18 protein-coding genes and 1 pseudogene are annotated in these 21,124 nt (G+C 73.0%); 13 read left to right on the top strand and 6 right to left on the bottom strand.

Features of this window, described 5'->3' with window-relative positions; all coding sequences use genetic code 11:
• Positions 1-9: 9 nt before the first annotated feature.
• The 3 genes from KRH_RS11775 (at position 10) to KRH_RS06995 (ending at position 3,537) form a co-directional block, all read left to right on the top strand.
• A complete protein-coding gene (locus KRH_RS11775; protein ID WP_012398498.1) occupies positions 10-1,617 on the top strand; it encodes a serine/threonine-protein kinase in 1,608 nt (535 codons plus the stop codon).
• Positions 1,618-1,690: 73 nt separating this feature from the next.
• Complete coding sequence (locus KRH_RS07000) at positions 1,691-2,392, top strand: DUF5998 family protein (RefSeq protein WP_041297374.1); 702 nt, start codon at positions 1,691-1,693, stop codon at positions 2,390-2,392.
• A complete protein-coding gene (locus KRH_RS06995; protein ID WP_012398496.1) occupies positions 2,389-3,537 on the top strand; it encodes an alkaline phosphatase family protein in 1,149 nt (382 codons plus the stop codon). The genes KRH_RS07000 and KRH_RS06995 overlap by 4 nt, the downstream gene beginning before the upstream one ends.
• Positions 3,538-3,573: 36 nt before the next feature.
• Here KRH_RS06995 and KRH_RS06990 read toward each other — a convergent pair whose 3' ends face one another.
• Together KRH_RS06990 and sepH are read right to left on the bottom strand one after the other, a co-directional pair.
• Entirely contained in the window at positions 3,574-4,173 is a 600-nt protein-coding gene (locus KRH_RS06990) for a hypothetical protein (RefSeq protein ID WP_041297373.1), read from the bottom strand.
• 138 nt (positions 4,174-4,311) lie between these two features.
• Positions 4,312-5,847: a septation protein SepH gene (sepH, locus tag KRH_RS06985; RefSeq protein WP_012398494.1), complete on the bottom strand. Its 1,536-nt coding sequence runs from the start codon at positions 5,845-5,847 to the stop codon at positions 4,312-4,314.
• 319 nt (positions 5,848-6,166) lie between these two features.
• Between sepH and KRH_RS06980 the strand changes: the two are divergent.
• Positions 6,167-6,457 (top strand): annotated as a pseudogene (locus KRH_RS06980) (DUF4193 domain-containing protein); the annotation flags it as partial.
• Between the two features lie 35 nt (positions 6,458-6,492).
• On the opposite strand, the gene KRH_RS12645 reads toward KRH_RS06980, so the two are convergent.
• Positions 6,493-7,305 (bottom strand): DUF3093 domain-containing protein, encoded by an 813-nt coding sequence (locus tag KRH_RS12645; RefSeq protein WP_081431604.1) that lies wholly within the window; start codon positions 7,303-7,305, stop codon positions 6,493-6,495.
• Between the two features lie 79 nt (positions 7,306-7,384).
• On the opposite strand from KRH_RS12645, the gene dut reads away from it, so the two are divergent.
• The 4 genes from dut to KRH_RS12065 all read left to right on the top strand — a co-directional run bounded on the left by dut (position 7,385) and on the right by KRH_RS12065 (position 9,866).
• A complete protein-coding gene (gene dut / locus KRH_RS06970) occupies positions 7,385-7,846 on the top strand; it encodes a dUTP diphosphatase (RefSeq protein WP_012398491.1) in 462 nt (153 codons plus the stop codon).
• A gap of 153 nt (positions 7,847-7,999) precedes the next feature.
• Positions 8,000-8,791 (top strand): DUF3710 domain-containing protein, encoded by a 792-nt coding sequence (locus tag KRH_RS06965; protein WP_012398490.1) that lies wholly within the window; start codon positions 8,000-8,002, stop codon positions 8,789-8,791.
• A gap of 2 nt (positions 8,792-8,793) precedes the next feature.
• Complete coding sequence (locus KRH_RS06960; protein WP_012398489.1) at positions 8,794-9,162, top strand: hypothetical protein; 369 nt, start codon at positions 8,794-8,796, stop codon at positions 9,160-9,162.
• Positions 9,159-9,866: a DUF3159 domain-containing protein gene (locus tag KRH_RS12065; RefSeq protein WP_012398488.1), complete on the top strand. Its 708-nt coding sequence runs from the start codon at positions 9,159-9,161 to the stop codon at positions 9,864-9,866. Before KRH_RS06960 ends, KRH_RS12065 begins: the two co-directional genes overlap by 4 nt.
• On the opposite strand, the gene KRH_RS06955 is transcribed toward KRH_RS12065, so the two are convergent.
• Both KRH_RS06955 and KRH_RS06950 read right to left on the bottom strand, forming a co-directional pair.
• Positions 9,772-10,530 carry a potassium channel family protein gene (locus tag KRH_RS06955; RefSeq protein WP_012398487.1) on the bottom strand — a complete coding sequence of 253 codons (759 nt, stop codon included), beginning with the start codon at positions 10,528-10,530 and terminating at the stop codon, positions 9,772-9,774. The two genes, KRH_RS12065 and KRH_RS06955, sit on opposite strands and share 95 nt — an antisense overlap.
• The gene (locus tag KRH_RS06950) at positions 10,530-11,249 is read right to left on the bottom strand and encodes a potassium channel family protein (protein WP_012398486.1); all 720 of its coding nucleotides are present in this window, start codon (positions 11,247-11,249) and stop codon (positions 10,530-10,532) included. Before KRH_RS06950 ends, KRH_RS06955 begins: the two co-directional genes overlap by 1 nt.
• A 60-nt stretch (positions 11,250-11,309) precedes the next feature.
• On the opposite strand from KRH_RS06950, the gene KRH_RS06945 reads away from it, so the two are divergent.
• The 4 genes from KRH_RS06945 (at position 11,310) to dxs (ending at position 19,897) form a co-directional block, all read left to right on the top strand.
• Positions 11,310-13,283, top strand: coding sequence for an APC family permease (locus KRH_RS06945; RefSeq protein WP_012398485.1), 1,974 nt, complete (start codon positions 11,310-11,312; stop codon positions 13,281-13,283).
• A complete protein-coding gene (locus KRH_RS06940) occupies positions 13,280-14,716 on the top strand; it encodes a class I SAM-dependent RNA methyltransferase (RefSeq protein WP_012398484.1) in 1,437 nt (478 codons plus the stop codon). Before KRH_RS06945 ends, KRH_RS06940 begins: the two co-directional genes overlap by 4 nt.
• 47 nt (positions 14,717-14,763) lie before the next feature.
• Complete coding sequence (gene acnA, locus KRH_RS06935; RefSeq protein ID WP_419757503.1) at positions 14,764-17,691, top strand: aconitate hydratase AcnA; 2,928 nt, start codon at positions 14,764-14,766, stop codon at positions 17,689-17,691.
• A gap of 202 nt (positions 17,692-17,893) precedes the next feature.
• Complete coding sequence (gene dxs / locus KRH_RS06930) at positions 17,894-19,897, top strand: 1-deoxy-D-xylulose-5-phosphate synthase (RefSeq protein ID WP_012398482.1); 2,004 nt, start codon at positions 17,894-17,896, stop codon at positions 19,895-19,897.
• Positions 19,898-19,915: 18 nt separating this feature from the next.
• Here the strand turns inward: dxs and KRH_RS06925 are convergent, their stop codons facing one another.
• The gene (locus KRH_RS06925) at positions 19,916-20,440 is read right to left on the bottom strand and encodes a Rieske (2Fe-2S) protein (RefSeq protein ID WP_226905872.1); all 525 of its coding nucleotides are present in this window, start codon (positions 20,438-20,440) and stop codon (positions 19,916-19,918) included.
• A gap of 152 nt (positions 20,441-20,592) precedes the next feature.
• On the opposite strand from KRH_RS06925, the gene KRH_RS06920 reads away from it, so the two are divergent.
• Entirely contained in the window at positions 20,593-21,012 is a 420-nt protein-coding gene (locus KRH_RS06920; RefSeq protein ID WP_012398480.1) for a hypothetical protein, read from the top strand.
• Positions 21,013-21,124 lie beyond the last annotated feature (112 nt).

Raw genomic sequence — 21,124 nt, 5'->3', positions numbered from 1 at the left:
CAGCACCGAGTGCGGGACACGATCGCCGGCCGGTTCGAGCTGCTGACGCCCATCGCGGAGGGCGGCAGCGGTGCCGTGTGGCGTGCCCACGACCTCCGGCTCGGCCGGGAGTGCGCGGCCAAGGTGCTGCGTCAGCGGGACTCTGCGGAGCTGCTGCGCTTCGTCCGCGAGCAGACCGTGAACCTGGAGCACCCGCACGTGGTGGCACCGTACGGGTGGGCCGCAGAGGATGAGCACGTGGCAATCGCCATGGAACTGGTCTCGGGCGGCACCCTGGAGGCCGCGCTGCAGGACAACGGGGCGGTGGCGGACTGGCTCGCGGAGGAGCTCGTCTGCCAGCTGCTGGAGGCCCTGCGCTTCGTGCACACCAGGGGATGGGTGCACCGCGACGTCAAGCCCGCCAACGTGCTGCTGGAACCCACCGGCTCGGCCCTGCCGGTGGCGCGGCTCGCGGACTTCGGGATCGCGGTGCGGGTCGACGACGCCCGCCTGACCCACACCGGAACGGTCGTGGGAACCCCCGGATACCTGCCCACGGAGGCGTACGCCCCCGGCAACCCCTCGCCCGGCATGGACCTCTACGCGGCGGGCGTGACCGCGGTGCGCATGGTGCTGCCCGAGGCCGATCTCAGCGGCGATCCGCTGGGCCCGGGCGACGTCGCCGCGCTCGGGCTGTTCGCGGACTCGCCGTGCCTGCGCGCGGGGGTCGCCGGGCTGCTGGACCCCGACCTCGAGCAGCGGGTCCGGGCGGCGGACCGGCTGCTCGCAGGCCTGCTGGAGACGGCCGACCGGCGGGTGGGGCGCTCGGCCGAGACCGCAGAGGGCGAGCCCTTCGAGGTATTCGACGTGCTTGAGCCCACCACGGAGCGTGAGCTGTCCCCGGTGGCCGACGCCGCCCGGCTGCCCTCCGGGGCCGCGTGCACCGAGGACGCGCCCATTGCCTGGCACGCCGTGCACCGCCAGGCCGTCCCGGTCCAGGACCGGCCCGAGATGGCGCAGCGCGGGACCGATGTGCTGCGCCCGTTCGCCCCTGTGACCGCCCCTGTGACCGCGACGGGTCCCTCCGCCGGGGTCGCCGCCGACCCGCACTCCGCAGCCCCCGGGGAGGTTCCTGCCCGCTCGTTCGCCGAGCCGCCCGCCGAGGACAGCACCGAGCTCATCGACGCCGCGCAGCCCCCGCCCGTGCAGCGGCTCACCGGACCCTCCGGCGCGGCGGAGGAGGTGCGGGCAGCCGGGGACACTGCCACCCTGCCCGTGGACGGGACGGTGTCCGAGCCGACCGGTTCGGCGGGACGCGGCACGGGCGCGTTCTCCCGTGCGGGCGGGGCGGCTGCGCGCGGACCCGCCGCGCGGCGTCGTGCGCGGTGGCCGTGGTGGCTGCTGGGCGTGCTGCTCGCGGTGCTCGCCGTGGTGGTGGGATACCTGTGGCTGGGACCCGTGCTGGCACGGTGGACCGGAACGGGGGACCCGGACCCCGCGGCGCCCAGCACGAGCGCCCCGGCGCGAGCTCCGGGAGGCGGCGGGACCCCAGCACGGAGCCCGGCACCCACCACGGACGTGACCCCCCAGTGCACCCAGCTCGAGGACGGGACCGTCTCCTGCGTCGTGACGCCCTGACGCGGGAGTGCGGCCCGGGCGCCGTTCGCTGACACGGTGTGCCCCGGGGGCCGCGGTGGAGGACAATGGGCCCATGACTTACTCAGCACCCGATGGTTCGCGGCTCGTCCAGGACATCGAGAAGGCGGGGTTCTACCCCCAGCTCGTCACGGACGTGGTCAACGACTCCCTGGACGGGCGGCAGCCCGTGTCCCACCTCGTGCAGCTGGAGACGCACTTCACCAACACCGAGCTGCACCGCCACATCACCGCGCTCGTGCTGGCCGAGGACGTGCTGCACATCACGCACGTGGATGACCAGCAGTACGACGACACCGGCGCGGAGACCGTGGCGCGGGTCTCCACCGAGACGGTGCCGATCTCCCAGATCCGCTCGGTGACCCTGAGCTACGCGTACCACCAACCCCAGGACTATCAGCCGGGAACGCCCATCATGGAGCTCAACCTCGCGGTGAGCTGGACGGGCACGCAGCAGCTCGAGCTCTACCCCGCGATGTGCGAGGACCCCGAGTGCCAGGCCGATCACGGCTACACGGGCACCGCGGCGAGCGAGGACGTGGTGATGCGCATCAGCTCCGAGGCAGACGGGCAGGACGCCGTGGAGGGCGCCCGGGAGTTCGCGCGCACCCTGCGCCGGGCCAACGTGGCGCCCCTGACCGACTCCGGCGCCCAGCTGGCGGCTCCCCACGCCGGGGCACCGCGGGCCGAGGGCGCCACCCCGCGCAGCCGCTTCAGCCACCGGCTCGGCGGGCGGGACACGGGGCACACCTCGTGACCGGGGCGCCCGCCGCGCTCCCGGACACGCTGCCTCCCGCGCCACGCTACGGCAGCCGCTCGATCGCCGAGACGCTGTCCTCCGCGGCGGCCGCCGTGGGGGTCCCGGGCACGTCCAACGCCCTGGGGCTGCCCGCCGCCCGGCGCTACGTGGTGGTGCTCGTGGACGGGCTGGGCTCGCGGCTGCTGCGCGAGGTCTCCGGCTACGCACCCACGCTGCGCGCGGCGGACTCCCTGGGCGAGCTTGACGCCGCGTTCCCCTCCACCACGTCCGTGTCCCTGTCCAGCCTGGGCACCGGTGCGGCGCCCGGGCGCCACGGCATGCTGGGCTACGACGTCCTGGACCCAGCAAGCGGCAGGGTGGTCAACATGCTCGGCAACTGGCCCGCGGACGTGGACCCGCTGCAGTGGCAGCCGGTTCCCACCGTGCTGCAGCGCGCCGAGCAGCACGTGGACGCCGTGACCGTGAGCGCACCCCGATTCGAGACCTCCGCCCTGACCCGTGCCGCGTTGCGCGGCGGGCGGTTCGTGGGCGCCGACGGCGTGTACGCCCGGTCCTCCCGGGCGCTCGAGCAGCTGCGCGAGGGGCGCCGCGGGCTGGTGTACTTCTACTGGGACGAGCTGGACAAGACAGGCCACAAGCTCGGTTGGCGCTCGGACGCGTGGTTGCATGCCCTCGAGGAGCTGGACTCGGCCCTGAAACGGCTGGTCACCCGGTTGCCCGCGAACACCCGGGTGCTGCTCAGCGCGGACCACGGCATGGTGGACGTGGTCCCGGAGTACCGGATCGACGTCAGCGCGGACCCGGAGCTCATGGCGGGCGTGCACCTCACGGCCGGGGAGCCCCGGGCCCTGCAGCTGCACGTGACGCCGGGCACCGACCCCGCGACGGTGGCGCGCACGTGGCGGCACCACTTCGGGGACGCCGTGTGGGTGGCCACGCGCGAGGCCCTCGTGCAGGGGGGCTACTTCGGCCCCGATCCGGATCCGGCACTGCTCGCCCGCGCCGGGGACGTGTGGATCCTGGGCCGCGAGGAGATCGCTCTCTACGACGTCGCCCGCCAGGGAACCCGCCCCCTCGCGATGGTGGGCCAGCACGGTTCACTCACGGACGACGAGCGGCGCGTCCCTGCCCTGCTGTGGTGAGTCCGCGCCCCTGACCGGGGCACGCGGCCCCGGGCCTCACCGGGAGGACGTGCCCTGCGTGGCCGCGGGCCCGGGCTGCTCCACGGCGGCCCCCTTGCCCGCAGGCTTCGTGGGCTTGGGCTTCTCGGGCGGGGGGAGCGTGGGCTGCGGGGGCTTCGGCGGTATCGGGGCCTGGGTGGGTGCCGGGGGCTTGGTAGGTGCCGGCGCCTTGGTGGGCTCGGGAGCCTCCGTGGGCTCGGCTGTGGTCGGAGCCGGCTGAGGCACCACGGGCGGCTGCGGAACGGGCACCACCGGCTGCACGGGCGCCACTGGCTGCTGCGGGGGAACGTAGTACTGCTCCGGCGGCAAGGTCGGCTCCACGGTGGGGGTGGGGCTCGGGGTCGCGGAGAGTGTGGGGGTGGGGCTCGGCGTGCTGGAGGGGGTCTGGCTCGCGAAGTCCGCGGGCGCGGGATCGTCCGAGCCGCCGGTGAGGCCCGTGAACGCCACCGCACCCACGCCCGCCAGCACCAGCAGGGCCGCACCGCCCAGGGCCGCGGGCGCGAGGAATCGACGCGCCCCAGAGCGGGACTCGGCGCTCGCCGAGCCCGTCGGCTGGGAGTCGTCCCCGAATAGATCGTCCTGGATGGAGTTGCTCATGCCCATTGTCCCTCGGAATCGCCCATGACCACACGCGCGGCCGGGTCGTGTTCTCCCCTGGTCCCGGTCCGCTCCACGCGACTGTACCGCGTGGTGCGGCCCCGGCGCACCACAGCACGTGGGGCCGGGGATCGAGGGTCAGGACCTGTTGGCGCCGAAGACGATGTCGTCCCAGCTGGGCACCGACGAGCGCTTGGCCTTGGGGGTGCGGCCGCGGGGACCGGGGGCCGGGGCGTCGTCATCCCGGTCGGAGCCCCGGTGGGTCCCGGTGACGTCGTGCTCCCCGCCCTGCTGGGTGTCCGCAGCATCCTGGCGGGTCTCCGCCGGTGAGGTCTCCGCCGGTGAGGTGTCCGCCCCGTGGTCGCGGGTTGCGGAGCCGTCCGCCCCGGTGTGCTCGGGTGCGTCCGAGGGCGCGGCGGGGGAGGTCGAGCGCGGGTGCAGCGCGGCCACCGGCGCCACGGTCTCCCGCGTGGTGGGCGCACCGGCTGCCGGTTCCGTGCCGTCCTCGCCGGTGGTGACCTCGGCGGCGGCCTCCGTGCCGGTCACGTCCACCCAGCTCTCCGCGGCGGGGGTCTCTGCCTCCCCGTCCCCGGACGCGGCGTCCCGGGACGTCCCCGTCCCGCGGTGCACGGTCCCCGACGGTCCTGCCGAGAACGCGGCGCCACCGCTGGAGGGGTCCTCGGCGGGTGCGTCGTGGCCGGGGGCGGTCTCGTGCCGCGCGGGGGTGGAGTCGTCCACGATCTCGATGCCCTCACCGCGCAGCGCCTGCTCCTCGGCCATCTGGGAGGCCGCGGGCTGGATAGGGCGGTCGAAGACCGGGGAGTCCTCGGGGGCGTCGATGGGACGCGGACGCTGCTCCACGGGGCCCATGCCGCGGCCGAGGATCTCCGCGAGCCGGTCGTCGGCGGTCTCGTCCGAGCCCAACCGGCGGCCGCGCCGGGACTGCAGCACGTCCAGCAGGTCGTCGGCCTGGCTCGCCTCGTGCTGCAGCCGGCGCAGCTGCGGGCTGGGAGCCGCGGCCGGTGCCGCGGGGGCGGCGGTGCCGAGCGGTCCGGTCTCCCGCGGCTCCTCCATGAGGGCGCGGGCCCAGTCGTTCTCGGGGCGCACGCTCTGGGTGGCGGGGTTGAAGCTCCACCGGGCCGGGCCGGTGCCGGCGGGGCCCGAGGTGGTCTCCGACGCGGTGAAGCTCAGCTGCACGGTCCACAGCTGGTCCTCGCGCAGCCAGGCGTCCCAGTCCAGCGAGGAGCGCTGCACCCCAAGCTGCTGGGCGCGTTCGAGCACGGTCTCCTCGAGCGTCCTGGGCTCGCCCTCGAAGACCGAGCGGTAGCCGTCGTGGGCGGGATCCGTGCCGGAGACCTTGACGCGGCACGCCTCGCTGACCATGTGGGAGCGCTCGGCCAGGATGGGCCACTCGTAGCGCCGGACGCGCTCCGCCTCCCAGCCGCACTCCGCGACGATGTCCTCCACGCTCGCACCGGCACGGAACCTGGCCTGGATGTCCCGGGGGCCGTAGGAGGCGCCCCCGCGGCCGCGGGCCGGCGGTTTGCGGCGCGCGTGCTGGATGGTCTGTCGCAACTGCTGGTCGATGGTCAGCAGGTACCTCGTGGAATCGGGGGTCTCCACGATGAGGTGCTCACCGTCGTCGTGCACTCCTGCCAGGCGCAACTGCTCCATGCTGTCCTTCCCTCACCGGTGCGTCCGCCACGGGATCCGTGGTGCGCGCCGCGCGTTCGTGGCACTCAGTCTACTGGCCCGCCCCGGCCGGGACCGGGCAGGGCGTGGGGGCCGCGCGGCGGCGTCGTGAAGGGCCGGCGGAGGGGCGGTGCGAGCGGGCCCGCGGCCACGATCATGCTGTGCGAGAAAACCCCCGCGGGGGTGCTGGCTTTTTCGGCCCCCATGGTGAACAATCTACGCGACACGGCCCCGGGGGAGATCGCCCGGGGACCCGTTTCTCGCAGCGATCTCGCGAAGACCGGTTGGAGCGGATAGACACATGGCCACAGACTACGACGCACCGCGCAAGCAGGACGAGGACCTCAAGGAAGACTCCATCGAGGAGCTGCAGTCCCGGCGGTCGGACCACCAGTCCGGGAGCGTTGACGAAGACGAAGCCACGGCGGCCGAGAGTTTCGAGCTGCCCGGCGCCGACCTCTCCAACGAGGAGCTCTCCGTGGTGGTGCTCCCGGCGCAGGACGACGAGTTCACGTGCGGTTCCTGCTTCCTGGTGCGCCACCGTTCGCAGCTCGCCGAGGAGCGCAACGGTGTGAAGTACTGCTTCGAGTGCCTCGGGTGCCGGTGCGCACGCAGCGGCGGGGCGCCTCAGGGCCTGTCGTCGCGGGGGGCCTCTGCGCGGTGGCCCGCGCCGGCATTGACGGCGCGCGCCAGCTCGTCGGGGTGCCGCGTGGCGGTGAGCCAGTAGGGAGTGGGGTCCACGGGATCGGTGATCCGGATGCGGCACAGGTCCGGGACGGACACCCGGAAGTTCATGAAGGCGCGGCCGTCGAGCCCCGGCCCGCGTGCGGTGCGCGCCTCGGCACCGCGCAGCGCTTCGGCCTCGCCCACGTACTGGCGCTCGATGTAGGCGCGGCCCACGCGCAGGTCCTCGTCGGTGAGCACGATGCTCGGGGCCCCCAGGTGCACGGCGAGCCCCACGCCGATCATGAGCACGGCGCCCACGATCACCCCCACCGCGATGCTGATGGGTGCCACGGCCACGAAGCCGGCCGCTCCCACGAACACGACGATCAACCACACCCACCACGAGACCGTGAGCTTCTCCGAGTACTGCACCGCGCCGGTGGTCGCGGGGGTCTGCGCCGCGGACGACGCCGCCCGCTCACCGTCCCCGTCTCGGGGACGGTCCGCGGGGGTGGCGTCGCGCCCCGGCCGGGTCGCGGTCGCCGCGTCCGGAGCGGAGCGGGCCGCGCGCTCGGCGGCATGGGGCGCGTCGTCGTGCGCGCCGGGGGAGGCACCGCGACCGGCGGCCGAGGCGGTGTGCTCGGGGGAGGGCGCCGCGGCGTCGAGCGTCCCGCGGGCCTCGGACGGGTGGTGCGTGGCGGAGGAGCGGGGGGTGGCCGCGGTGTCGCGCCGCGGGGGCCGGTCCGCGCCCGGCTCCGGATGCTGAGAACTCATGGCACCACCTTGGCACACTCACCCGGGAGCCGGCCCACCGTGCGTGGGGCCCCGGCGCCGCGCGTTAGAGTGGGGCACTGTGACTGACGCGAGCACCCCCGCCACGGTGGACGTGGCCCTGCAGCTGCTGGACCCGGACCTGCCCGCCCCCGCCTACGCGCGCGAGGGGGACGCCGGAGCGGACCTGCGGGCCCGCGCGGACGTGGAGCTGCTGCCCGGCGAGCGCGCGCTCGTGGACACGGGCGTGGCCGTGGCGATCCCGGCGGGGTACGTGGGTCTGGTGCACCCCCGCTCGGGACTCGCCGCGAAGCACGGCATCACGGTGGTCAACGCCCCGGGCACCGTGGACAGCGGCTACCGGGGTGAGCTCAGGGTGTGTCTGCTCAACACGGACGCGCGGCAGCCCTACACCGTGCGCCGCGGCGAGCGGATCGCCCAGCTGGTGGTCCAGGAGGTGGTGACCGCGCGGTTCCGGGTCACCGATCGGCTGCCCACCAGCGAACGGGCCGAGCGCGGGTTCGGCTCCTCCGGAACGCACTGACCCGCTCGCCAACAACCGCTGGGCTGCGCACGACGCGGGCGACCCGGTACGGCCCCCGTGGGGCACACCGGGCCCGGCGGTGGTGCCCACCCGGGACGACCGCGCGGTGCGGGTCCGCCAGAATTTCCCCTCGACGACTTCTTGGAGGCACTGATGTTCGGACGTAGGAAGCGCACGCGCGCCGAGGCCGCGGACACCGCGCAGCAGACGGGCGCCACCGCGGCGAGCGCCGAGGACGGCGAGGCCACCGAGCCCCGGGGCGACGTCGACCGGGCCGAGGACCCCCGTGCCAACGGGCCGTGGGACGAGTCGGAGTTCACGGGCGAGCGCGGCGAGTACCTGGACCTCGGCGCGCTGCTCGTCAAGCCGATGGCCGACGTGACCGTGCGCGTGGAGGTGGACCAGGCCACCCAGGTGCCGCGCGCGGTGAACCTCGACTTCCGGGACGGCTCGGTGCAGCTGCAGGCGTTCACCGCCCCGAAGTCCTCCGGGCTGTGGGACGAGGTCCGGGCCGAGCTCGTGGCCGGCCTGCGTCGGGACGGGGCGCAGCCCACGATCGCGCAGGGCCCCCTCGGGGCGCAGGTGGACGTGCGGATCCCCGGCACCACCCCGGACGGGCAGCAGGGCTTCCGCCTGGCCCGGTTCGTGGGCATCGACGGTCCCCGCTGGTTCCTGCGCGCCGTGTTCACCGGCGGCGCGGCCCTGCCCGGGACCACCGCGGAGGTGCTCGACGACGCCGTGCGCGCCCTCGTGGTCGTGCGCGGCCAGGACCCGCACCCGCCCCGTGACCTGCTCACGCTGTCGATGCCGCAGGACGCCACGGTCACCCCGGCCCACGGCGGCCCGGAGCACGAGGGCTCCGACGCCACCGCCGGCGACCGTGCGGCGTCGGGCCCCGCGGTGCAGCCCCCGCGGCGCGGGCCCGAGATCACCGAGATCGGCTGAGCGTGACCGGCAACAACCCCCTGACCGGGGCCATCGACGTGATGGCCGAGCCCGAGGCCACAAACAGCGACCTCACCCCGCCGCGCGGCGAGCGGCCCCGGCGCCGGGCGGTCGTGGAGGGGACCGTGGTGGAGGTGACCCTCGCCCCGGCCACGGCGGCCCCGCACTTCCGTGCTCTGCTGAAAGTTCCGCGCCCGGGCAGCGCCCTGCCGTGCGGCGTGGAGCTGCTGTGGCACGGTCAGCGCACCGTGCCGGGCGTGGCCGCCGGCACCCGGCTGCGGTGCCTGGCCGTCGTGTGCTTCCCGGACGGGGTGCCCACCATGTACAACCCGCGCTACGAGATCGTGACGCCCAAGAAGGTGGGCCGGTGACGCGCGAGGGGGATCCGGGGGAGCAGCCCCGGGAGGACCCCGGGGCGAGGGTGAACCGCGCCGCGGAGGACTTCGCGCAGCGCTCCGGGTGGCGCCGGGACGAGAGCGGCCAGCTGGACGTGCTCTCCGCCGTGGGCGGCTGGCGCGGCGTGGTGGAGTCCGTGCTTCCCGGTCTGGTGTACCTGGTGTGCGTGATCGCCGTGGGCAGCTTGTCCGTGGCGCTCACCGCGTCCCTGGCGAGCGCGGCCGTGTTCACGGTGGTGCGCCTGGCGCAGCGGCAGTCCGCGACCCAGGCGTTCGCGGGTCTCGTGGGCGTGGGGATCTGCGCACTGTTCGCTCGCGTGGGCGGGGACGCCCTCGACTACTACGTGTGGGGCTTCATCACCAACGCCGTGGGGATCGTGGTGCTCGCGGTCTCCGCGGCCGCAGGCTGGCCCCTGCTGGGAGTGCTCTACGGCTACATCCGCGGCGAGGGGACCGAGTGGCATGCCAGGCCGGCGCGGCGCTCCGCGTACCAGCGGGCGACCGCGCTGCTGATCGCCATGTTCGCGGCCCGGCTGGCCGTGCAGCTGCCGCTGTTCTTCGCGCAGGACGTGGCCGCGCTGGGGATCACCCGGCTGGTGATGGGGGCTCCGCTGTACGCCGCCGTGCTGTGGGTGGGATGGCTGTGGAGCCGCCCTCGTCAAGTGCCGCCTGCAGGTTGACGTCCCGGGCCGTGGTGAACATGGCCCGCAGCTGCTCCTCACCCTCCGCGGTGGTGATGAAGAACAGCTCGTCCCCGCCCTCCAGCAGGTCGTCGCCCGAGGGGGCGATGGGCACGCCGTCGCGCAGGATGGCCACGAGCGCCACGTCCGGGGGCCACGGCACCTGGGACACCGTGCTGGCCACCACGGGGTGCTCGCGCGGGACCGTGTAGGCGGACAGCGTGGCCGCCCCGGTCTGGAAGCTCAGCAACCGCACCACGTCCCCGATCTCCACGGCCTCCTCCACGAGCGCCGTCATCAGCCGGGGGGTGGACACCGCCACGTCCACGCCCCAGGCGTCGTCGAAGAGCCACTCGTTCTTGGGGTTGTTCACGCGGCCCACGGTGCGCGGCACGCCGAACTCGCTGCGCGCGAGCAGGGAGACCACCAGGTTGGCCCTGTCGTCCCCGGTGGCCGCGACCACCACGTCCGCCTCCTCCGCCCGCGCGCGTTGGAGCACGTCGAGGTCGCACGCGTCCCCCACGACCCACTGCGCGCCGCGCAGGTTGGAGCGGCCGATCACCTCGGCGGTGGCGTCCACCACCACCACGTCGTGGCCGTGCGAGAGCAGCTCCCGGGCGATCGAGGAGCCCACGGAGCCCCCGCCCACGATGACCACGTGCATCAGCCACGCCCCCGCGAGTCCTGGGTCGCGGCCAGGGCCACGGCCTCCATGACCTCGTCCGACGGCGGACGGGACAGGACACGGGCAACCCGCTCCACGTCCTCCACGCGCATCATGGCGTGCACGATGTCTCCTTGCTGGTAGCTGGTGTCGCTGGCCGGGAGGATGCCCTCCCCGAACCGGGTGACGAACGCGATCCGCACCCCGGCCGCCTCCTCGATGCGGTCCAGGTGCAGCCCCGACCAGGAGTCGTCCAGGGGCAGCTCCCCGAGCTGCAGCCGCCCGGAGGCCTCCCGGAAGTCCCCGGTGATGGCGTGCTCGGGCAGGATCCGCCGCAACACCTGGTCCGCGCTCCAGCGCACCGACGCCACGGTGGGGATGCCCATGCGCTGGTAGAACTCGGCGCGGGTGGGATCGTAGATCCGCGCCACCACGTGCTTGACCTTGAAGGTCTCACGGGCCACCCGCGCGGCGATGATGTTGGAGTTGTCCCCGCTGGAGACCGCAGCGAAGGCGTACGCCTCGGCGATCCCGGCGCGCTGGAGCACCTCGCGGTCGAAGCCGTGTCCGGTGACCTTCTTGCCCGAGAACGAGGGCCGCAGCTTGCGGAACGCCCGGTCGTCCTGGTCGATCACCGCCACGGTGTGCCCGGAGTCCTCCAGGGCGTGCGCGAGGGTGATCCCCACCCTGCCCACACCCATGATCACGAAATGCGCCATGGGCGACAGCATAGGTCCCCCGCGGGACAAGCACCGGCCGAGGGACTAGCGTGTTCCCACGTGTATGTGTCCCAGTTCGTCCGCCGCGCGCTCGTGGGCAAGCCGCTCCACAACGAGCGCGCCGCGGGCACCGTGCTCTCGAAGGGCACGGCCCTGCCCGTGTTCGCCTCAGACGCGCTGTCCTCGGTCGCGTACGCCCCGGACGAGATCGTCCTGACGCTCGCGCTCGCGGGCTCCGCCGCGATCGTCGTCTCCCCGTGGGTGGGGCTCGCGGTGCTCGTGGTGCTGGCCGTGATCATCACCGCCTACCGCCAGAACGTGAGGGCCTACCCATCCGGCGGGGCCGACTTCGAGATCGCGTCCAAGAACCTGGGTCGTCCCGCCGGGGCGGCCGTGGGGGCCGCGCTGCTCGTGGACTACACGCTGGTGGTGGCCGTGTCGATGGCCGCCGCCGCCCAGTACCTCGCCGCGGTGTTCCCCTGGCTCGTGGGGCACCGCACGGTGGTCGCCGTGGTGGGGATCGCCCTGGTGGGACTGCTGAACCTGCGCGGGCTGAAGTTCATGGGCCGGGCGTCCTCCGTGCCCACGTACGCGTTCTTGGTGGTGGTGCTGCTGCTCATCGTGGTCGGTGTGGTGCAGGACGTCACCGGGGCGCTGGGCCCCGCGCCGTCGGCGGCCTACGACGTGCTGCCCGCCGAGGGCATGGACTCCGGACTGGTGGGGCTCGCGGGCGCCATGCTCGTGCTGCGGGCCTTCTCCTCCGGGGCGGTGGCCGTGACCGGGGTGGAGACCATCACGCACTCCGTGCCCTACTTCCGCAAGCCCAAGGCGCTCAACGCCGCGCGGACCCTCGCCGTCCTCGGTGCCCTCTCCGCCGTGCTGCTGCTGGGCGTGCTCTACCTCACCCGCCGCACGGGCGTGGTGGTGGTCATGGACCCCGCGCGGCAGCTGCTGATCGGGGGCCACGCCCCGGACGCGTCCTTCTACCAGGTCCCGGTGCTGGCGCAGATCGCCCAGGCCGTCACGGGTGCGGACTCCGTGTGGGTCGTGGTGCTCGCCCTGGCCACGGTGGGGGTGCTGTTCATGGCCGCCAACACCGCCTACTCGGGCTTCCCGGTGCTCGCGTCCCGCCTGGCGTCCTCCGCCCTGCTGCCGCGGCAGCTGCAGAGCCGCGGGGACCGGTTCGCGTTCACCAACGGCATCGTGCTGCTGTCCGTGGTGGCGGCCGGGTTCACGCTCGTGTTCGGGGCAAACGTCAACGCGCTGATCCAGCTGTACGTGGTGGGGGCGTTCTTCGCGTTCACCCTGACCCAGGCGGGCATGGTCCGGCACTGGACCCGCGTGCGGCGCACCCGCACGTCGCGCACCACCAACCGCCAGTTCGCGCTGCGCCTCGGCGTGGCGGCGATCGCGCTGGTAGCGTGCGCGGCGGTGTTCGTGGTGATCCTCGTGACCAAGTTCGTGCAGGGGGCGTGGCTGACCATCGTGGCGATCGCGCTCACCACGGTGTTCATGCGCGCGATCGCCCACCACTACCGCTCGGTGGACGCCGAGCTTGCCGTGCACCCGGACTCGATGGTGCGTGCCCTGCCCTCGCGCGTGCACTCGATCATCGTGGTCACCTCCGTGCGCAAGCCCGTGGTGCGCGCGCTGACCTACGCCCGGGCGTCCCGGCCCTCGACGCTCGAGGCCGTGGTGGTGGACACGGACCGCACCCGCACGCAGGAGATCGTGCGGCAGTGGCAGTCCCTGGAGATCCCCGTGCCCATCACCGTGCTGGCCTCCCCCTACCGGGACACCGTGGGCCCGGTGGTCGCCCACATCCGTGGCATCCGGCGCAAGTCCCCGCGCGACCTCGTGATCGTCTACCTCCCGGAGTACGTGGTGGGCCGCGGGTGGGAGCGCTTCCTGCACAACCAGGCCATCCGCCCCCTGCGGACCCGGCTGCACTACGAACGCGGAGTCATGATCGCCTCCGTGCCCTGGCACCTGGAATCGGTGCGCGAACTGCAACTCACGGAGAACTCCCGATGACACAGACCCCGCACACGCTCGAGCTGCGCCTGGGGGACGTGGCCCACGGGGGTCACGTGGTGGCCCGCACGGACGAGGGCCGCGTGGTGTTCGTGCGCCACGGGCTGCCCGGGGAGCTCGTGCGCGTACGGCTCAGCGACGCCCAGCCCGAGGCCTCCTACTGGCGCGGTGACGCGGTCGAGGTGCTGGAGCCCGCGGCGGGCCGGCGGGGCCAGCACGTCTGGTCCCAAGCCGACGCCGCCCTGGCGGACTCCCGGGGCACGGCACCCGTGGGCGGTGCCGAGTTCGGGCACGTGGAACTGACCCTGCAGCGCGAGCTCAAGACCCGGGTGCTCGCCGAGCAGCTCGAGCACCTCGCGGGCCACACGTGGGACGGCAGCGTGCAGGCCACCGCGCACGAGCGCGCGGACGGCACCGGCTGGCGCACGCGGCTGCACCTGGACGTCGCGGCGGACGGCCGGGCGGGGATGCACCCCCACCGCTCGGACGAGCTCGTGGCGGTCACGGACATGCCCCTGGCCACGGACGCGATCCGCGAGCTCGCCCCGTGGTCCCTGCGGCTGCCGGGGGCCGAGCGCGTGGACGTCGCCGCGCCGTCGAACGGGCTGTGCGCGCTGCTGCACGTGAGCCTGCGCCCAGACACGAGTGAGCCGCAGATCGACGCGCTGCGCGGTGAGCTCACGCAGTGGGGCGAGGAGCACGGGGTGTCCGTGACCGCGCGCTCGGCGGACCATCGCCGGATCGCCACGTGGGCCGGCGAGCCCGGTGTGTGCGAGACGCTCGAGCTCCCGGGCCTCGACGGATCCGGGCCCCGGCGGCTGCAGTGGCGGGTGAGCCCCACGGGGTTCTGGCAGATCCACCGCGAGGCCCCTGAGACCCTGTCCCGCGCCGTGCTCGAGGCCGCGCGGCTGGAGCCGGGGGAGACGGTCTGGGACCTCTACAGCGGGGCCGGGCTGTTCACGGCGGTCGCCGCCGACGCCGTGGGGGAGCGCGGGCGCGTCTTCGCCGTGGAGGGCTCCCCGGTGACCTCCGCCGACGCCGCCCACAACCTCGCCGGGGCCCCGCACGTCACGGGCGTGCGCGGGGACGTGGCCCGGGTGCTCACCGGACGCGGCGGCGCCCGGCGCGGTGACCGGCGCCGGGGAGGCGGTTGGGCGGCGTCGTCCCGGGACGCGCGCACCGCGGCACCCCCGCGGCCCGACGCCGTGATCATGGATCCGCCGCGTGCGGGTGCCGCGAAGGAGGTGCTCGCGGCGGTGGACCAGGCCGGGCCGCGGCGGATCGTGTACGTGGCGTGCGATCCGGCAGCACTCGGGCGCGACCTCGGGCGGCTGCGGCGCCGCGGCTGGCGGATCGAGGACGTCTCCGGCTTCGACCTGTACCCCAACACCCACCACGTGGAGGCCGTGGCGCTGCTGCGCCGGGACGCGTGAGCCCCGCGTGACGCGACCCACGTCCGTGCGCCGCCGCCGGGGTGGTCATGCCGGGGCGCGGGCGTGGCACGGGCTACACTGGCAGGGACCGTTCCACGTGCACGGGGGCGCAAGTCTGCACCGTGCGCGCAGAACGTAACCGACGGTGGCGAGAGGAGTTCCACACCATGACTGTGGACAGCTTTGGAGCCAAGGGCGTTCTCAACGTCAAGGGCACCGACTACGAAATTTTCCGACTGAACGCCGTGGAGGGAGCCGAGAAGCTCCCCTACAGCCTGAAGGTCCTGCTCGAGAACCTGCTGCGCACCGAGGACGGTGCCAACGTCACGAGCAAGCACATCGAGGCCCTGGGGTCCTGGGACCCCAGCGCCCAGCCCGACACGGAGATCCAGTTCACCCCTGGTCGCGTGATCATGCAGGACTTCACCGGCGTGCCCTGCATCGTGGACCTCGCCACCATGCGCGAGGCCGTCGCGGACCTCGGGGGAGACCCCTCCCGCGTGAACCCGCTCGCTCCGGCCGAGCTGGTCATCGACCACTCGGTGCAGATCGACGCTTTCGGCTCCGCCGACGCGATCGAGCGCAACATGGACATCGAGTACCAGCGCAACGGCGAGCGCTACCAGTTCCTGCGCTGGGGTCAGACCGCGTTCGATGACTTCAAGGTGGTGCCGCCCGGAATGGGCATCGTGCACCAGGTCAACATCGAGAACCTGGCCCGCGTGGTCATGACCCGCGAGGTGGACGGCACCGTGCGCGCGTACCCGGACACCTGCGTGGGCACCGACTCCCACACCACCATGGAGAACGGCATCGGCGTGCTCGGCTGGGGTGTGGGCGGCATCGAGGCCGAGGCCGCGATGCTCGGTCAGCCCATCTCCATGCTGATCCCGCGCGTGGTGGGCTTCAAGCTCACCGGCGAGATCCCCTCCGGTGCGACCGCCACGGACGTGGTGCTGACCATCACGGAGATGCTGCGTGAGCACGGCGTGGTGGGCAAGTTCGTGGAGTTCTACGGTGAGGGCGTGGCAGCGGTGCCGCTGGCCAACCGCGCCACGATCGGCAACATGTCCCCGGAGTTCGGTTCCACCGCGGCGATCTTCCCGATCGACCAGGTGACCCTGGACTACCTGGCGCTCACGGGCCGCTCCGAGGAGCAGATCGCCCTGATCGAGGCGTACACCAAGGAACAGGGCATGTGGCACGACCCCGAGCACGAGGTCGCCTACTCCGAGTACCTCGAGTTGGACCTGTCCACCGTGGTCCCCTCGATCTCCGGGCCCAAGCGTCCCCAGGACCGCATCGAGCTGACCCGCTCCAAGGAACAGTTCCGCGACGACCTCGTGAACTACGTGGCCGAGGACAAGTCCGTGGAGGCGGACCCGGACGTCGTCGAGTCCTTCCCGGCGTCCGACGCCCCGTCTCACGACGCCACCGACGAGCAGGACCCCCAGGACGCACCGCGCGAGAGCTCCGCGAACGACCTGCGGGAGCGCGCCGAGCACCGCGTGGAGGTCTCCATGGAGGACGGGCGTTCCTTCGAGCTGGACCACGGTGCCGTGTCGATCGCCTCGATCACGTCCTGCACCAACACGTCCAACCCCTCGGTCATGATGGCCGCGGCCGTGCTCGCGCGCAACGCCACGGAGAAGGGCCTCAAGGCCAAGCCGTGGGTCAAGACCTCGATCGCCCCGGGCTCGCGCGTGGTCACCGAGTACTACGAGAAGTCCGGTCTGCTCCCGGCCCTCGAGGAGCTCGGCTTCTACATCGTGGGTTACGGCTGCACCACGTGCATCGGTAACTCCGGGCCCCTGGAGCCCGAGATCTCCCAGGCCGTGCAGGACAACGATCTCGCGGTGACCTCGGTGCTCTCCGGTAACCGCAACTTCGAGGGCCGGATCAACCCGGACGTGAAGATGAACTACCTCGCGTCCCCGCCGCTGGTCATCGCGTACGCGCTGGCCGGGACCATGGACTTCGACTTCGAGAACGAGCCCCTGGGCCAGGACTCGAACGGTCAGGACGTGTTCCTCAAGGACATCTGGCCGGGTCCCACCGAGGTCCAGAAGATCATCGACGCCTCGATCGACACGGGCATGTTCGACCGCGAGTACGGCACCATCTTCGACGGTGACGAGCGTTGGCAGAACCTGGACACCCCCACGGGTGACGTGTTCGAATGGGACCCCGAGTCCACCTACGTACGCAAGCCACCGTACTTCGACGGCATGACCATGGAGACCATCCCGGTGGAGGACATCGAGGGCGCGCGCGTGCTGCTCAAGCTGGGCGATTCCGTGACCACGGACCACATCTCCCCGGCTGGCTCGTTCAAGTCCGACACCCCCGCGGGTAAGTACCTCACCGAGCACGGCGTGCAGCGCAAGGACTTCAACTCCTACGGTTCCCGCCGCGGCAACCACGAGGTCATGATCCGCGGTACGTTCGCGAACATCCGGATCAAGAACCAGCTGCTCGACGGTGTGGAGGGCGGTTTCACCCGCGACTTCACCCAGGAGGGTGGCCCGCAGGCCGCTGTGTACGACGCCGCCATGAACTACCAGGAGGCCGGCGTGCCCCTGGTGGTGCTGGGCGGCAAGGAGTACGGCTCCGGTTCCTCGCGCGACTGGGCGGCCAAGGGCACGTCCCTGCTGGGCGTGCGCGCGGTCATCGCGCAGTCCTACGAGCGCATCCACCGCTCCAACCTGATCGGCATGGGTGTGCTGCCCCTGCAGTTCCCCGAGGGCGAGTCCGCGGACTCCCTGGGGTTGGATGGCACCGAGACCTTCTCGATCGAAGGGGTCACTGCGCTCAACGACGGCCAGACCCCCAAGACCCTCAAGGTCACCGCCACCAAGGAGGACGGCTCCACCGTGGAGTTCGACGCCGTGCTGCGCATCGACACCCCGGGTGAGGCGGACTACTACCGCAACGGCGGCATCCTGCAGTACGTGCTGCGCCAGATCGCCAAGTAGCCCACCGGGCGCCACTCACCCCACCGGCCGGTGACCCCCTCGGGGGCCACCGGCCGGTGGCGTTGTCCGGGACCCCGGGAGGGGGCACGGGTGCGGGCGAGTAAGATCGGACGGAGCATTTGGGCGCCGCGGGCTCCGGCGCACGGGACGCATTCCGTTGCGGGCGAGCCCCCGGCGCCGTGACACCCACGGAGAGCAGGCAATGACGCTTCTGGAGAGCATCGAGGGACCCGAGGACCTGAAGGGTCTGGACGCCGCGGCCATGGAGCAGCTGGCCGGCGAGATCCGTGACTTCCTCATCAGCCACGTCTCGGCCACGGGGGGCCACCTGGGCCCGAACCTGGGGGTCGTGGAGCTCACGCTCGCCGTGCACCGCGTGTTCTCCTCGCCCCGGGACTCCGTGGTCTTCGACACCGGCCACCAGTCCTACGTGCACAAGCTGCTCACGGGCCGCCAGGACTTCGACACGCTGCGCCAGGAGGGCGGGCTCGCGGGCTACCCCTCCCGCGCCGAGTCCGAGCACGACATCGTGGAGTCCTCCCACGCGTCCTCCTCGCTGTCCTGGGCGGACGGGATCTCCCGCGGCTACGCGCTCACGGGCCAGCACGACCGCCACACCGTGGCCGTGATCGGGGACGGCGCCCTCACCGGTGGCATGGCGTGGGAGGCCGTGAACAACATCGCCTCGGACCGCGACCGCAAGGTCGTGATCGTGGTCAACGACAACGGCCGCTCCTACGCGCCCACGGTGGGCGGTTTCGCCAACCACCTCAAGGATCTGCAGGCCAGTGTGCAGCAGGGCGTGGACGCCGTGCGCACGGACCGCCGCTACGAGCAGACGCTGGCGAAGGCCAAGCACCTGCTGACCGCGTCCGGGCACCTGGGCCAGGCGGTCTACCGCGGGCTGCACGGGATGAAGCAGGGCATCAAGGACGTGGTGATCCCGCAGGGGATCTTCGAGGACCTCGGCATGAAGTACGTGGGCCCCGTGGACGGACACGACCTCGCGGCCATGGAGCAGGCACTGACCAACGCCCGCAACTTCGGCGGTCCGGTGATCGTGCACGCCATCACGGAGAAGGGCCACGGCTACCTCCCCGCCCGCCTGGACGAGAACGACCAGTTCCACTCGGTGCCGGTGATCGACCCGGCCACGGGCAAGCCCACCGGCGCGGCCTCCGCGCGCACCTGGACGCACGTGTTCCGTGACGAGATCGCGGCGATCGCGGACGAGCGCCCGGACGTCGTGGGGATCACCGGCGCCATGCTGATCCCCATGGGCCTGCAGAAGATGCAGCTGGCCCACCCCGAGCGCGTGGTGGACGTGGGGATCGCGGAGCAGCACGCCCTGACCATGGCCGCGGGCATGGCCTTCAGCGGCCTGCACCCGGTGGTGGGTCTCTACGCCACGTTCCTCAACCGCGGTTTCGACCAGCTGCTCATGGACGTGGCCCTGCACCACGCCGGTGTCACCGTGGTGCTCGACCGCGCGGGGGTCACCGGCCCGGACGGGCCCAGTCACCACGGGATGTGGGACCTCGCGCTGCTGCAGATCGTGCCGGGGCTGCACCTGGCCGCCCCGCGCGACGAGGCCACGATGGTCGAGGAGCTGCGGGAGGCCGTGGCCGTCTCGGACGCGCCCACCGTGGTGCGCTACCCCAAGGGCGCGGTGGGCGCCCCGCTGCCGGCCCTGGAACGCTTCCCGGACGGGGTGGACGTGCTGGCCCGCAACGGCGAGGCCGGCGGTCCGCAGGGCGAGCAGCGCGACGTGCTGATCGTGGGGGTGGGCGCCATGTGCGTGACCGCCCTGGAGGTCTCCGAGCGGCTCGCGGCCCACGGGGTGTCCTCCACGGTGCTCGACCCCCGGTGGGTGCTGCCCGTCGCGGACTCGGTCGTCCGCACCGCGGCACGGCACCGGATCGTGGTGGTGATCGAGGACGGTGTGCGGGCCGGGGGCATCGGGTCCCTGATCCGCCAGCAGATGCGCGCCCAGGGGGTGGACACCGCTCTCAACGAGGTGGGTCTGCCCACGGAGTTCCTGGAGCACGCCAGCCGCGACCAGATCCTCGAGCACACCGGGGTCACCGCCCAGCGCATCGCCCAGGACACGCTGGCCTCCGTGCTCGGCACCCGGGTGCCCTACGCCCGGCCCGCCCACGACGACGCCGCCGCGCCCGTGTCCTCCTCCGGCCCCGAGCCGCGCTGAGCCCGGCCCCGCCACGGGTCAGCCGACGATCACACGGCCCTTCTCGACCTTCACGGGGTACGGGGTGAGCCCCGTGGTGGCGGGTCCGCTCGTCACGTCACCGGTGGCGGTGTCGAACACGGAGCTGTGGCACGGGCACACGAACGTCTTCCCGGACGGATTCACCGCGCAGCCCTGGTGCGGGCACACGGGGGAGTAGGCGGTGAACGTCCCCTTGCTCGGCTGGGCCACCACGGCCTGCACGCCGGAGGCGTCCACCTTCACGCCGGAGCCCACGGGGACGTCCGCGGCAGCGGCCACGTCGGTGGGTCCGCTCGGGGCACCGGGTGTGGAGGAGCCGCCGCTCTTGCCGGAGCCGCAGGCACTCAGGGCCACGGCGCCGGCGGCCGCGACGCCCGCCATCCCGACCGCGCGGCGTCGTGAGGGAGCGGTGTTCGTGGCGGTCCCACCGTGCTCCCCACGGGAGCGTGCGGTTCCGGGCGCGGGTTGCTGGGCGGGCCCGGGTGCGGGCTGTGCTGCGGCGTCGTGCTGGCTGCTGGTCATGGTGTTCCTCTCGTCGCCGGTCCGACTTCATCCTAGAGCGCAATCAGCGCCGCGGACCGTGCCCCGTGGCCGTGCGGGGGCCGACAATCAGTACGATGAGCGGCAGGAGCGGTCCGGTCCGATCCGGTCCGCGGAAACGAGAGGGAGGCACCATGATCAAGCGTCTTGCATTTGTGGCCGGTTTCGGGATCGGGTTCGTGGTCGGGTCAGCGTCCGGCCGCAAGAGCTACGAGTCCCTGCGCGAGAGCGCCATCAACACCTGGAATGACCCCAAGGTCCAGGCCAAGGTGTCCGAGGGCACCGACTGGGTCAAGTCCGAGGTCCCCGTGGTGGGCGAGAAGATCGCCGAGGGTGCCCAGAAGGCCACCGAGACGGTGACCACCAAGGCGTCCGAGGGCGCGGCGGCCGTCAAGGACAAGGCCCAGGACGGTGCCGCCTCCGTCAAGGAGAAGGCCCAGAGCTCGTCCTCCCAGGGCACGGACGCGAAGCTCCCGAAGCCCGCGACCACCGAGAAGGACGTGGACATGGAGCCGGCGCACCCCGCCCCGGACGCCAAGGACATGAAGAACTGATCCCGTTCCGGGCCCCCTGACCGGGGCCCCGCAGCCGCCCCGGAGCCCGGGGCGCCTGCCTCCGGGACGGTGCAGGACGGCGGTCGCACACCGTGGTGTGCGGCCGCCGTCG

Origin of the sequence: Kocuria rhizophila DC2201 (genome assembly GCF_000010285.1) — a bacterium.
Taxonomy (GTDB): Bacteria; Actinomycetota; Actinomycetes; order Actinomycetales; family Micrococcaceae; genus Kocuria; species Kocuria rhizophila_A.
The sequence above is the reverse complement of the archived record's forward strand: the minus strand, read 5'-3'. Positions and strand labels throughout refer to the sequence as shown.

What these genes read in the sequence shown, in the direction of transcription:
- dxs (WP_012398482.1), top strand. Translation starts at nt 17,894, where the DNA reads ATGACGCTTCTGGAGAGCATCGAGGGACCCGAGGACCTGAAGGGTCTG.
- KRH_RS06990 (WP_041297373.1), bottom strand. Translation starts at nt 4,173, where the DNA reads ATGAGCAACTCCATCCAGGACGATCTATTCGGGGACGACTCCCAGCCG.
- KRH_RS06940 (WP_012398484.1), top strand. Translation starts at nt 13,280, where the DNA reads ATGACACAGACCCCGCACACGCTCGAGCTGCGCCTGGGGGACGTGGCC.
- KRH_RS06920 (WP_012398480.1), top strand. Translation starts at nt 20,593, where the DNA reads ATGATCAAGCGTCTTGCATTTGTGGCCGGTTTCGGGATCGGGTTCGTG.
- KRH_RS06925 (WP_226905872.1), bottom strand. Translation starts at nt 20,440, where the DNA reads ATGACCAGCAGCCAGCACGACGCCGCAGCACAGCCCGCACCCGGGCCC.
- acnA (WP_419757503.1), top strand. Translation starts at nt 14,764, where the DNA reads ATGCCGGGGCGCGGGCGTGGCACGGGCTACACTGGCAGGGACCGTTCC.
- KRH_RS06965 (WP_012398490.1), top strand. Translation starts at nt 8,000, where the DNA reads ATGTTCGGACGTAGGAAGCGCACGCGCGCCGAGGCCGCGGACACCGCG.
- KRH_RS07000 (WP_041297374.1), top strand. Translation starts at nt 1,691, where the DNA reads ATGACTTACTCAGCACCCGATGGTTCGCGGCTCGTCCAGGACATCGAG.
- KRH_RS06950 (WP_012398486.1), bottom strand. Translation starts at nt 11,249, where the DNA reads ATGGCGCATTTCGTGATCATGGGTGTGGGCAGGGTGGGGATCACCCTC.
- KRH_RS12645 (WP_081431604.1), bottom strand. Translation starts at nt 7,305, where the DNA reads ATGAGTTCTCAGCATCCGGAGCCGGGCGCGGACCGGCCCCCGCGGCGC.
- KRH_RS06955 (WP_012398487.1), bottom strand. Translation starts at nt 10,530, where the DNA reads ATGCACGTGGTCATCGTGGGCGGGGGCTCCGTGGGCTCCTCGATCGCC.
- sepH (WP_012398494.1), bottom strand. Translation starts at nt 5,847, where the DNA reads ATGGAGCAGTTGCGCCTGGCAGGAGTGCACGACGACGGTGAGCACCTC.